The organism is Paraniabella hibiscisoli (genome assembly GCF_022512515.1).
Lineage (GTDB): Bacteria > Bacteroidota > Bacteroidia > Chitinophagales > Chitinophagaceae > Niabella > Niabella hibiscisoli.
The window spans coordinates 3,230,182-3,241,981 of the sequence record NZ_JAKWBK010000001.1; the positions used below are offsets into that span (position 1 = coordinate 3,230,182).

Consider the following 11,800-nt stretch of genomic DNA (forward strand, 5'->3'; position numbering starts at 1 on the left):
TTATTTAGTCAGGGGGATGTTCATATTCTCGGATTTTTCGACAGCCAATGATTCACCATCACTACCTTTTATGGATACATTGCTAAACTTCCAGTCTTTGGCATTGCTGATAGTACCTGCCTTTGCACCGGTTATGTCAATATCGGTGAAGTTGAAATTAGTTGCCGGAGATTGAGAGATTCCGTTACAATAAACGATATGGTTGGTAATGCCGGTAGCCTTTATATTAGAAACGTATATATTTCTGAAAACGGGAATACCCTTTGAAGATGGATCTACCTTTTGTAATAACGTTTTCCAGTGCTGTGGAACTGAATCATAATTATATCCCGCAGGAAGAAGCGAATTGCTGTATGCAGGATTCCAGTTCATGGTAAAATGAAAGGCATTGCGCACACTATCCATTTTGATATTATGCAGGTAAATATTTTCTACCGTACCACCGCGGGTAGTGGTAGATTTAATATGGAATCCTTGCCCGGTTTTAAAAGCCTGCAGATCGTAAGCTAACACATTTCTTATACCGCCCGATGTTTCGCTGCCAAGGGTCAACAAGCCACCGCCTTTGCGGGCAATATTTACGGATCACTACGTACTCTGTTGAGCGGTTTACCCGTAGCCCATCCCAGTCGCGCCCGGCTTTTAAACAAAAGTCATCGTCATTACAATCAATATCACAGTTCTCAATCAATACCCAGCTGGAGGAGTCTACATCAATGCCGTCTGTGCTGGGGCCGTGGCCATCTTCGTTGTTCCTGATCACTATGCCATCTACTGTTAACCGGGTAGAGTAGAGTAATTGAACCGTCCAGAAGCCTGCATTTTTAAAAGTAATACCTTTCAAAGTGATATCTGATGCGTTTTGTGTGAGAAAGGTTCGCACCCTTTTGGCATCGTAATCTACGATCCATCTTAATCCTTTGGGTTCATATTCTTTTCTCATCGCCCAGTATTTGTCCCAGCAAAACTTACCGCGGGCATTCACTATTCCCTTCCCGGTAACTGCCACATTGGATGCGTCAATGATGTTGATCAGTGCAGCAGGCCATTTCATCTCTATCCCAGCGATACGGGTGTCTATCTCAGGGTAGTCCTCCAAATTTTGAGAGCCTAACAAGAGTACTCCCTGGTCTATTCTTAAGTGTACATTGGACTTCAGAAAGATAGAACCGGTTACGTAAATTCCAGGCTTAAATGCTACAATGCCGCCTCCGGCTTTCGCACAGGCATCAATGGTTTTCTGAATAGCGCTGGTATTGATCGTGACGGTATCCGATTTCGCCCCGAAACTATTAACGTAAAATATTTTTTGCTAACCGGGAATTTCTTCGCACCTACTTCTTTAGCCCAGGGCAGATCGGGTAGTTGAGCCCGGGTATTGAGACTTCCCAGGAACATCAGTAAAAGAATAGTGCAATATTTAGTCATACTTATTTTTTAGAAGATTTAATTTCTACTGCATAGATATTTTCCTTTCCTTCAAAATTGGCTCGGAAAATGATCCATTTCTGGTCAGGAGAAAAGTGAACATTAGGCTCCAAACGGTATTGATGGTGTTTCATATTCACCAGCTTTTCCGATCGAAAGCGATTGCCTTCAGGTTTGAAATAGTAGATCCATTGCCCGTCTGGTGCTTTGGCTACGGCACCCGGATCTCCGCCGTCTCCTGCGAAAAACTTATTATCGGCGGAGCTGGTATAATGTACCGACCACTCATTTCTTTGCAGTTCATATTTTGTGGATTTGCCTGTGGCCAGTTCTACGCCAGCTACGAAAAGGTGGCTCCGCGTGGCTGTTGCAGGTCGAACCATATATAGCGCCCATCCTTACTTAACCATTCGTGCCCTGCAATCTCCATCGGCATGGTGCGCTTATGAATGAGCTTTGTTTCTCTACTGTTTACATCAATCGTCCATATCCTGTCCACTTTGTGCCAGGGGCCTTCATGGCAAAACATCAAAAGGGAAGGCTCTGTGGGAGAGAACTGTATATGATTCAACCAGGCACTATCCGTGAATATTTTGTTGAGCTTTCCTGTATTGATGTCAATGGTAAATAATGTTCGCGGCAGCTTAGCTTCATAGATGAGGTTGAAGTAGCTGCTCTTACCCGGATTTTGTTTCAATATTTCCTTTTCTGTATCACTTACTTTAGCTCCTGCCAGCAAGGTTCCATTTGCATTAACGGTAGTGATGCGGCTTTAAAATCATCAGGAAATGTATAAACCAGTCTTGTCTTTTTTGTTGAAAGGTTCACCGCAAATACGCTGTCTTTTACCTGGTAAAATGCTTCATTTCGCTGAGTAGAAACGATCTCTCCGGTAATAGGCGATGATTGATTCGTTAATCGCTCTGATTGCAGGGTTTTAAGATCCAGTATATACAGTTGGCGATCTCTGGCGTTACTGTTATAAGTTTCTTGTTTTGCAGCGGCATCTACAGTTTTTTCAGTACTGTAGAAAACCATTTTATTTCCTGTAAAAGGATTGTTATGGAAATAAAAGCTCAGGTTACTACGTTCGTTATTGGTTAACCGGACTATTTTATGATGGGTGTCCGCATCAATCCATTTGTTGGGCATACCGGGACCTGTGGATAGTACTGGCTGTGCATTTAGTGTAGCACCAGTTGCAACGGATAATAAGAGGCAAAATATTTTTTTCACCATGGCAGGATGTTTAAAGTAATGAAGAGTACGGTAAAGTAGACAGATCAGGGTACCGAACCGTCATGGTTCGTCCTGTTAAGGCATTTTCTGTAATCCTTCAAATTTTACTTTCCATTTGCCATCCTTAGGAATTCCCGGCAAAGTGCCTGTTGCCTGGTCGTAACCGGCACACATCATCGCAATAGCTGTTAGTAAACCTCCGTTGCCAGGTAAATATATGGTTAATCGGCCTTCCTGGTAATTATGGCCATTAGGTAAATAGGTATTGGTCTGGATGTCCATTAACAAAGCCTGTATAGCTTTTTCCGAATCACCTAGTCTTGTTGCGGTCATAGCTGTCATGGGGAAGTCCCAGCCCCAGGTCTCATGCCAGCTCCAGTTGGTCCATATCCAGTTAAAAGTATTCTGCATTAACCCAGTATTAAGCATGGGCGTTTGAGGCATCATACCCAGTGCGCCAAAAACAGAAGGATGATCAGTTTTATATTCTGGATTAGTGTAAGAGTCGGTTCCACTTTCAGTAAACAGGTATTTATTATCCTGAACAGGCAGAGGTGATAATCTTTTTACCACATCATCCCACTTGGAGTTTCTGGGTAATCCTAATCTTTCTCTCCACTGCTGTGCTATATTCAGCGCCCAATGCCAGTATACCAGCTCGTAGGTTGGATTAAAAGTTTCTTCTGCTTTAAAACGTTCCTGTGCCGGTATTAATCCTTTACCCAGCACATATTTTTGTTTAACGGAATCGAAGCGTGCAAAAGAAGCCATGAAGTCGGCAGTGCCAAATACCAGGTCCTTGTATTTATTCAATATGGATTTGTCTTTTTGTGCACGGTACAATAATTCTGTGAAATAGATAAAATGAGGTTGTTGCCAGATCAGGAAAGAGCCTATGGACGACGGAACTTCACGCCCTTTATTATCTGTCATCTTCTGCCAGCGAATACCCTCGTAACCCTGTCTTTTAGCAATGCCTTTGGCTATATCCTGTACTTTGAAATACCAATCCACGCTTTTTTGCATCAGCCCCGGACGGCCCCATAAAGCAAAATGCACCCCATGCCACCAATGCATTTCGAGGTGAGGTTTTCCATACCAGCTATTATAAGTAAGCCCCGTTTCCTGCGGCGGGTAGTCATCGGCACATTGTATGCGGGTTAAGTATTGCGATAAAATGATCCTGCGCTCCAGTTCAAAAGCTCTTTTGTCAATACTCCCCGAAAAGTCAATAGCACCACCACTTTTCCAGAATTGTTGCCAACCCTGTGTACTGCTTTGTTGTGTAGCAATGAAAGAGGGTAGAGTAGGCTGCACCTGTGGGCTAAATGAACAACTGTATTCGAAGCTACTGCTACCGCCTGATGTAAGTGTGAAATAATGTGCTTGCTTCTCTTTAAAAACAGCTTTGCCGGTCCATTGCGATTGCACATAATAGCTGGTAGTATCCAGTATATGCTTGATCGTAGCAGTATTGGCTGCGTTATTGGTTAAGGTAGATTGATGCTTGTCGGCAGCTTCCCAATGATTACCCCTGTCGCCCCAGTCTCCGCTAGGGTAGGGCAATCTTACCCTTATCGCAATGCGTCCGTTTTGCAGTAGAGGGGATATTACTTTTACGGCAATAGCATCTTTGCTATGATGTCCATAAGTGGTGACCTGTACCGGAACGCCCTCTATAGAAAAGCTGCTATTTACACTGCCATTCCACATATTAAGTGACTGCCGGATATTTTTAATGTCGGCCAATGTGGCTAAGGAACCGTCTTTTTTGGTGATATCGAAACCTATATTGGCCAGGTGAAGCCTGTGCTCATTGATACGGAAATAATCGGCCGTTTTTTTGCTGATCTCCGGCCCCTGGTTATTTTGTACTGAGTAGGTTACATCGCGCCCGTTGAGGTGATAGGTTTTTAAAGCATCATCCTGTTTGTATTGCTGCGTATTGGGAAAAGCATGCCACCCCCAGGCGCTCTGTGTGCCGAGGGGAACGCCGTTGGCATAATCATCCGGGAAAGATTGCAGGCCGGTCACATCCACAGTAAAAGCAAAAGAGCCGTTACCTACCGAAAGAGAAGCCAGTGTATCGGCTTTATTAAGGCGAACGGTATGGCGCTCTACCAGTTGTTGCCGGTTAATACCGGCGGTTTTCTGCGCTTGTATTGTAGTGCTAAATAATGTTACTGCTAAAAGAAGGGTACTGCGAAACTTCATCATAATCTTTTGTTTAGTGCGAATTATTGATTCGCTTTTTCAATAGTGACCTTTTTCTTAAAGCAGCGAGTTTTGGTTGATTCAGCTTTTAATGCTGATTAGTATAATAGAATGAATTACCATTTGAAAGGTAAGTACCAGTTTTCTTTATTCATCAGTTTGGCTCTTACCGTTGCTGCCGATGGATCATTTTGCTTTCTCAGTTTGTCGTAAATTTTATCAGCCAGGAAAGCCGGTTCGTTTCTGCGCAAGGCAATACGTAAAAGATCTGACCAGCGTCTTCCTTCAAATGCCAGTTCTAGGCCCGCCTCATCTACGATCATGTTTTCAATAGCAATAGTACTGTCGGTCGTAATAGGAACGGTATACAAGTTGGCCCGTCCTCTCAAACCATTGTTTAAATACCAGTCTGCTGCCACCTGCGGATTATCGCTTTTACGTGCGTCAAATAAATAAGGGCCACCCTCGTTGGTAATTCTGTTACCCAGTGTAGGTTGAATACCCTGGTTGACCAGGGCGTTGGCAATAGCCCTGTGACCATCCCGGTTAGCCGCTTCGGCAAAAGCGAGGTGTAGTGCCGCTGCACGGTATAAAAACCATTTTTCGGTATTGGCATTATATCCATATTTGGACACCTGTGGTTCGCTACCCACCATGGTATAGCTAAACTTCGGACCGCGGGCATCATAAGGAAAATTGTTTTTTTGAACCTGTTTATTCCAGTTGTCAACTGCCTGTTGAGAAGGTTTGAGCAGGAAGTTAGTCGCAAACAGTTTGGTAAAAGGATTCATCGGCTGGAACAGGCTATTGTAGGGGAGATACCATACCCATTCGTATCCGAAAAGGCGATCTTCTGCGCGGGCAAATATCGAACGCCAGCCCTGGCTGTTATTGTTGATCAGTGAGTATTCATCCAATTCATTGTACCTGATATAGCCAACAGCTAAGTCGTTATTATCACCTTTGGAAGCACCTGTTATACGATAAGTAAAGAAATCTCCGGTTCCACCCGTTTCCATAACCTGCTTCAATACTGTAGCTGCTTTGTTATAGTCGTTGTTTTTTCCTCTCCATAAATACAATTCACCCAGCATTACTTTTTTGTTGATGAAGAATTTGGCTGTACTATAGCCGTCCACGGTAGTAACCAGATCGGTGCCCGCTGCATAAGGATCCATATAGGGTAATGATTCCTGCAGGCTGATCAATGAGTCTAATAATGCGCTGAATGCAATTGGTTTGGCCGCATCTGATTGCATTAAGGTTTCCAGCGAGGTAACAGAAGGGATATGATTAGAGATATAGGGTACATTTCCAAAATGAATACCCAGCTGCAGGTATACCCAGGCTCTTAAAGAAGCCACATCGGCATAGCGCATATTATATTGCGTTTGGTTCAGCGTTTTTTGAGCCAGCATCTGGTTGAAATTGTATAGCAGGTCGTTGCAATTCAGTATAACATCGTAATAGGGTTTAGGATTGGCATACGGGTTACCTGTTTTAACATCGTGCCTGTTTAATTGGATCAGGTTTTCGTTGGCGTTGGTAGTGGTGGTTAGCAAATCAGCCCTTAGCTCATTTAGTACCACATAATTCTCCGCCAGCGTCAGAAAACGTCCGTACAACCCAATAATAGCGGCATCTGCATCGTACACATTACGATACATATTCTTTTCCTCCAGTACGCCTGGTGCATCTACATCTATCAACTTTTTGCAGGATGCCAACAAGGCGGTGCAAAGGGCAAAAGCAGTTAATAATTGTATAGTGCTAAGTTTTTTCATCTTTCGTTTTTTTGAATCTATTCTTCTATTACAAACCAAATCTTACACCCAGTTGCATGTATTTGTACTGAGGTTCCAGGAAAGTGTCTACTCCCTGCCCATAAATACCGGATGCCGCACTAAACTCGGGATCATAACCCAGGTATTTGCTGAATGTGATCAGGTTATTGCCGGTTGCATAGATATGTATGTATTTTAAAGCAGTAGGCTTGATAGGCACTTTATAGGAAAGGGAAACCGTTTTTAATCTCAGGTAAGATGCATCTTCGATCCACCTGTCGGAAAACCTGCTGTTCCCCATCGGGTCACCCCAGGTAGCTTTCGGCATGTCTGTTTGTTGACCATCGGTTCTCCAGCGGCGCATTACAGCTTCTGTCTGGTTGGCATAGCCACTTTGAGATTCCAATTGCCTGCGTGCATAGTTATAAGCATCTCCACCTACGCTAAACGTAGCTAATGCATCAAGTGTCCAGTTCCCATAAGTGAGTTTGGTATTAATACCCCCGAAGAAATCAGGGTTAGGGTTTCCAATTACCTGCATATCGTTTTCATCAATAATCTTGTCCCCGTTGTCGCTGAAGATTACGTCACCACCACGGAAAGCAGTGGAAGAACCATCCGCATTTTTGGTCCTCAGGCCACTAGCCGCAGCGGCTGCATCAGTGCTGAAAACGCCATTGGTTTTATATCCATAAAATACATTAGGTGCATTGCCCACACTAGTAATTGTATTGCCACCTGCATAGCTGGTAATAAAGCTGCCCGCTGGTAATTCGGTTACACTGGTTTTATAGGCTGCGATATTAAAACCCAGTTGCCATTTAAATTTATTTTGGTTGATTAGCAAACCGGTAATGGCGGTTTCCCAACCATTGGTTTTCATTGCACCGCTGTTTTTTATGATGTATTCCTGACCTGTAATTGCTGGTCCGGGCTCGTATACGATCATATTGCTGGTCTTGTTGCTGTATACATCGGCAGTTATTTGTAAGCGTTCATTAAACAATGCAAGGTCCAGGCCCAGGTTTAATTTGGATACCTGCTCCCATTGTAACCGCTCGTCAGCAATACCACCGCGTACCAGGCCTGCTACACCTAACAGGTTCTGCGATACATAATAGCTGCGGGCTGTATAGTTGCCAATATCATCGTTGCCGGTAATGCCGTAAGATACCCTTAATTTGGCCAGATTGATGGCAGGTGCTGCTGCCATAAAGTTTTCTGATGAAATGAGCCAGGCTGCGCCTACGGATGGGAAAACGCCAAACCTGCGACCGCCGATTTCAATACCCGCATCTTCAATTTTATGACCGAAACGGGAAGAAGCATCCAACGCATTAGCCATCGTAATAAAATATTTATCGGCCATATTGTAATCGGCATTAACGTACATATTCAACCAGGTTGCCGATCCCAGGCTTCCGCCTATTTGCCGGAGCGTATTTAAGCCATAGCCCACGCCGGTAAGCTGGTCGGTAGCCGAGTTAAAGCCCAAACCGTAATCCTGCTCGCCGTTTGTTTTGTTATAACGTACACCTGCTTTAACATTCAGCTGGTTACGTTTATTAAAAGCTTTATAGTAACTGATCCTGGTATCATTAAAAGTATTGAAGGCCTTAATTACCTGTGCCCCCGATCTGTTCCGCGCTAAAGTGCCGTTAAACAAAGTGTCCGGCGCTATTCCTCTTTCAGGAATAAAAAAGTTTTCCCTGTTTTTCTGGCTGGTAATAGCAATAGTCGTTCCCAACGTAAGGCTATTAGATAGCTGATAGTTAAAGGTAACGCCGCCCACAAACCTGTAGCTGGTATTATTGCTGGTCATGCTCTGTATGATAGCAGCAGGGTTACTGAAACCAAGGGTATCTCTGCTGGCCAACAGGGGAGATTCCAGTCCGTTATCGGCAATTACATGCGTAGGTAAAAAGGCGCTTTTACCAGCGATGTATAAATAGGATTGGTGGTAGGGTTGATGCCCTGGTTCTTGAGATCGTTGCTGCTTCTGAAATACCCTATATTCGCGGAGGCTGTTAATCGTTTACTCAGGTTCAGATCGGCATTAAACCTCATATTATAGCGGTTCAGGCCGGTTTCTTCCAGTGGAGATTGGCTATTAAGATAACCTATGGATAATCCGTACTTAGCAATATTATCACCACCGGTAATTTTCAGATACGCATTTTGTGTATATCGTTGACTAAAGACCTGATCTTGCCAATCGGTATTGGAATGATATCTATAGTATTCCGGATTAGTTACGTCATCATTCATGTACGGCAGCTGCTGGATTTCTGAAGCAGATAAACCTTTTGACTGCAACATCTCCGACAAGTAGCTTCTGTAGTTACCCGCACCCATAACCGGGATGGCTGAAGGAGCAAAAGATACACCTCCATACACAGCCGCATCTATTTTTGTAGCTTCTTCCCGGGCTCTTGCAGTAGTAACAATGATGACCCCATTGGATGCTTTAGCGCCATATAAAGAAGAACCATCTTTTAATACTGTAATATCATCAATGTCTTTCAGGTCGATAAAAGAAAGAGGGTTATTGTAGTATCCTGAAATCAGGGAGTTGCCATAAGAGCCGTTATCGTAATACACACCATCCACAATAATCATGGGTTGGTTAGAAGCAAAAAGCGAGTTATAGCCTCTTAGAAAAAGGTCAGCGCCAATACCCGGTGTTCCTGACCGGCGAATGGACTGTAATCCTGCTACACGCCCTTGCAAATATGCATCAGGTGTTTCGGGAACGTTGGCCCAGGCGCCATCCGTTTTAACAGTAGTTGCTGCGTTGGCAATTTTACTGCGCAACATAGTTCCCTGGGGAAGCGTTATTTCTTCGTAAAAAGAAGAAAAGCCGGTTTTCGACAATTCTATCGTAAGGTCCTTGCTGTTTTTTAAAGCAATCTCTTTTGCCTGGTAGCCATCAGCAGTTATTAATAAAGTGATATCATTCCAGGGAGCATCAATAGTAAACTTCCCGGAAGTATCGCTTATGGCTGCAGCAAATTCTTTATAAGTAATGTTGGCACCCACCACAGGTTTGCCGGTAACTGCATCTCTGATCGTTCCGGAAACCGGGTTAGTCATTTTTGCAACAGCGGCCGGAACACGCTGGGGTGTTTGTTCCTGCGCATAAGCCGTAGTGCATAAAACCGGGAAGCACATTACCGGCAGTATCTTCACTATATTAAATAATCTTCGCATAATCTGTTATAAGTGATAATAGTCGTAAATATTAGCCAATCAGTTTTCTTTAAAACACCGGTTCAAATCTTAAGTAATTCACCGTAAGATTAAACGGACGGCCGGTTGCTGTTGCAGGTGCCACTACCCTGATATACCTGGTAGCCGGGTTAAGCGTATAGGCCATGCCGTTAGGACTGCTTGCCGGGTAGGATAATAACCAGTTATATTCGTCATTGGTAAATTCTCCCAGGTAAAACTCTGTATAAGTGTTCGCCGTTACGTTAACGGAATTTTCAAACCTGAGCGCCAGCGTATCTGCCTGCCTGTTGAATATCCGGACAGTATGGCTAAGCGTTGAGTCCGTGCCGTAAGTTCCATCTGCCTGGGGAGAGACTACTTTATCGTTTAACGACATCAGGTATACTTTGTATTTGGTGGTATAGAGCTGATTCGTATAATAAGACACGTACCTGTTTGCGCCGCTGCTTCCCATATTCAGGTATATATCTTTAAAATTTGTACCGGTAAGCGGGTTCATTCTGTCCCGATAGAAAATAGTAGCTGAATTCGGAACTGAAAAATTATAAGGCGTTTCTCCCTCCACATATACCACCGGTATCTTTTCCTGTATTGCAATGCCAGATGTATTCATTACGTAAGCAATACCATTGCTCAGCTTTTTACGGAAACAATAGAAGAGCGATTCATCGCGATCTTTACACCGAATTTGGATTCAAGAACGGCAGGTAAATTAGCTTCGGTATACAATCCTCTCACTGCAAAATCTTTTACCGCCGCCCAGGAAGTGTTGGCGTTTGCTGTATCGATATTCGCGCCATTAAAATAGGGACGTAACCTTGTTTTTTCTGCATTAAAAGCATCATTGGTAAGCAATATATAGGTAAAAAGACTGTCTTCGTTGGCTACATCCAACACTTTTGTTTTAAACGTATTGATGGTAACAATACCTGTACCTGGTTTATAAACCGGTTCGCCGGTAGCGGGATTAATACTGTCTAATTCAGCAAGATTGGGGTCCTGTCCTATATAATTCAGCGTGGATATATAATTGTTTTGCGTGAAGCTGCTCCGGCTATCTAATATATATTCCCATATGCTTTGCAAAGGAGTGATAGCTTTGTCAATTTTGTGCAGCACTCCGTTGCTTACATAAATGTCACTTTCTGTAATATTCGCCTCGTCAAATTTCTTAGCTATAAAAAATACTTTCTTACCATTTAACAAGGGTACCCTCAACGAGTCAACGGCGTCACGGGTAAAGTAGGCATTCGTAGATATATGGTTTTGCAGAAACGCTTTCAATTGTGCGGGGTTTGATGTAACCGAACCGGGAAGAGATGCCAATGCATCATTACCCGGGGCAAAAACAGTTATGTTTTTGGAGGATTTCAGGAGGCTGTCCAGCCCGGTTTGTTCCACATAGTTGGCAAAGCTGCTTAACTGGGGATCTTTTTTGATATGCTCCATTAATGTTTCAGATAGCTGCTGCTCCGGAAGGGCTATATGATCTTCCCATTTTTTGCAGGCCTCCATCGTTACAAGAAAAGTGAAACTAGCTACCAGAAACGAAAATCTTTTCATCTATTTTTTTTAATATTCGGCTATAATTACTCCTGCCTGAAGCAAAAGAGTTATAAAAGCGGTTCCGGTTTATTGAAACCGCTTTTTATTCATCTGTATTATTAAGGCTTAGTAAACGATCTTACCATCCGGGTCAAAACGAGGACTGGTTTGGCTTGGCCAGTCAATAGGTATAAAATGTACCATATCGAAATTACAGTCAGCGTTCTGGCCCGACAGTAGTTCAAATTTGATCTTATGACGACCAGTAGAAGTAACATCCACAATACCCAGCATACGGCCTACGGTTGAACCAGATGGTGAAGTGCCTGCCCACCATTTCCAGCCAAGCGCTGCCAGGT

Annotated in this window: 13 protein-coding genes; all 13 read right to left on the reverse strand. The window is 43.6% G+C overall.

Translation table 11 applies throughout. The annotated features are described in order from the left end of the window. The 13 genes from MKP07_RS20145 to MKP07_RS20205 all read right to left on the reverse strand — a co-directional run bounded on the left by MKP07_RS20145 (position 1) and on the right by MKP07_RS20205 (position 11,735). Positions 1 to 513, reverse strand: coding sequence for a glycoside hydrolase family protein (locus MKP07_RS20145; RefSeq protein WP_240848779.1), 513 nt, complete (start codon positions 511 to 513; stop codon positions 1 to 3). Continuing rightward, positions 485 to 1,099 carry a glycosyl hydrolase family 28 protein gene (locus tag MKP07_RS20150; RefSeq protein ID WP_394803588.1) on the reverse strand — a complete coding sequence of 205 codons (615 nt, stop codon included), beginning with the start codon at positions 1,097 to 1,099 and terminating at the stop codon, positions 485 to 487. Before MKP07_RS20150 ends, MKP07_RS20145 begins: the two co-directional genes overlap by 29 nt. A gap of 98 nt (positions 1,100 to 1,197) precedes the next feature. Next, positions 1,198 to 1,428: a hypothetical protein gene (locus MKP07_RS20155; RefSeq protein WP_240848780.1), complete on the reverse strand. Its 231-nt coding sequence runs from the start codon at positions 1,426 to 1,428 to the stop codon at positions 1,198 to 1,200. A 2-nt stretch (positions 1,429 to 1,430) separates the two neighbouring features. Continuing rightward, positions 1,431 to 1,811 carry a TolB-like translocation protein gene (locus MKP07_RS20160; RefSeq protein WP_240848781.1) on the reverse strand — a complete coding sequence of 127 codons (381 nt, stop codon included), beginning with the start codon at positions 1,809 to 1,811 and terminating at the stop codon, positions 1,431 to 1,433. Beyond that, positions 1,769 to 2,125: an oligogalacturonate lyase family protein gene (locus tag MKP07_RS20165; protein WP_240848782.1), complete on the reverse strand. Its 357-nt coding sequence runs from the start codon at positions 2,123 to 2,125 to the stop codon at positions 1,769 to 1,771. The genes MKP07_RS20160 and MKP07_RS20165 overlap by 43 nt, the downstream gene beginning before the upstream one ends. A 20-nt stretch (positions 2,126 to 2,145) precedes the next feature. Beyond that, positions 2,146 to 2,667, reverse strand: a complete 522-nt coding sequence (locus tag MKP07_RS20170) for an oligogalacturonate lyase family protein (protein WP_240848783.1) — start codon at positions 2,665 to 2,667, stop codon at positions 2,146 to 2,148. 75 nt (positions 2,668 to 2,742) lie between these two features. Continuing rightward, positions 2,743 to 4,884, reverse strand: a complete 2,142-nt coding sequence (locus MKP07_RS20175; RefSeq protein ID WP_240848784.1) for a hypothetical protein — start codon at positions 4,882 to 4,884, stop codon at positions 2,743 to 2,745. Between the two features lie 113 nt (positions 4,885 to 4,997). After that, on the reverse strand, positions 4,998 to 6,665 hold the full coding sequence (locus MKP07_RS20180) for a RagB/SusD family nutrient uptake outer membrane protein (protein ID WP_240848785.1): 1,668 nt from the start codon (positions 6,663 to 6,665) through the stop codon (positions 4,998 to 5,000). Between the two features lie 28 nt (positions 6,666 to 6,693). Further along, positions 6,694 to 8,541: a SusC/RagA family TonB-linked outer membrane protein gene (locus MKP07_RS20185; RefSeq protein WP_240848786.1), complete on the reverse strand. Its 1,848-nt coding sequence runs from the start codon at positions 8,539 to 8,541 to the stop codon at positions 6,694 to 6,696. A 29-nt stretch (positions 8,542 to 8,570) separates the two neighbouring features. After that, a complete protein-coding gene (locus MKP07_RS20190; protein WP_240848787.1) occupies positions 8,571 to 9,875 on the reverse strand; it encodes a TonB-dependent receptor plug domain-containing protein in 1,305 nt (434 codons plus the stop codon). A gap of 49 nt (positions 9,876 to 9,924) precedes the next feature. Then, positions 9,925 to 10,509 carry a hypothetical protein gene (locus tag MKP07_RS20195; RefSeq protein WP_240848788.1) on the reverse strand — a complete coding sequence of 195 codons (585 nt, stop codon included), beginning with the start codon at positions 10,507 to 10,509 and terminating at the stop codon, positions 9,925 to 9,927. A gap of 20 nt (positions 10,510 to 10,529) precedes the next feature. Then, the gene (locus MKP07_RS20200) at positions 10,530 to 11,459 is read right to left on the reverse strand and encodes a fasciclin domain-containing protein (RefSeq protein WP_240848789.1); all 930 of its coding nucleotides are present in this window, start codon (positions 11,457 to 11,459) and stop codon (positions 10,530 to 10,532) included. Between the two features lie 108 nt (positions 11,460 to 11,567). Then, the gene (locus MKP07_RS20205; protein ID WP_240848790.1) at positions 11,568 to 11,735 is read right to left on the reverse strand and encodes a hypothetical protein; all 168 of its coding nucleotides are present in this window, start codon (positions 11,733 to 11,735) and stop codon (positions 11,568 to 11,570) included. Positions 11,736 to 11,800 lie beyond the last annotated feature (65 nt).

Excerpts from the sequence above, each read along its gene's own strand:
- MKP07_RS20155 (WP_240848780.1), bottom strand. The coding sequence starts at position 1,428 with ATGACTAAATATTGCACTATTCTTTTACTGATGTTCCTGGGAAGTCTC.
- MKP07_RS20160 (WP_240848781.1), bottom strand. The coding sequence starts at position 1,811 with ATGGTTCGACCTGCAACAGCCACGCGGAGCCACCTTTTCGTAGCTGGC.
- MKP07_RS20170 (WP_240848783.1), bottom strand. The coding sequence starts at position 2,667 with ATGGTGAAAAAAATATTTTGCCTCTTATTATCCGTTGCAACTGGTGCT.
- MKP07_RS20175 (WP_240848784.1), bottom strand. The coding sequence starts at position 4,884 with ATGATGAAGTTTCGCAGTACCCTTCTTTTAGCAGTAACATTATTTAGC.
- MKP07_RS20180 (WP_240848785.1), bottom strand. The coding sequence starts at position 6,665 with ATGAAAAAACTTAGCACTATACAATTATTAACTGCTTTTGCCCTTTGC.
- MKP07_RS20190 (WP_240848787.1), bottom strand. The coding sequence starts at position 9,875 with ATGCGAAGATTATTTAATATAGTGAAGATACTGCCGGTAATGTGCTTC.
- MKP07_RS20195 (WP_240848788.1), bottom strand. The coding sequence starts at position 10,509 with ATGAATACATCTGGCATTGCAATACAGGAAAAGATACCGGTGGTATAT.
- MKP07_RS20200 (WP_240848789.1), bottom strand. The coding sequence starts at position 11,459 with ATGAAAAGATTTTCGTTTCTGGTAGCTAGTTTCACTTTTCTTGTAACG.
- MKP07_RS20205 (WP_240848790.1), bottom strand. The coding sequence starts at position 11,735 with ATGCTGGGTATTGTGGATGTTACTTCTACTGGTCGTCATAAGATCAAA.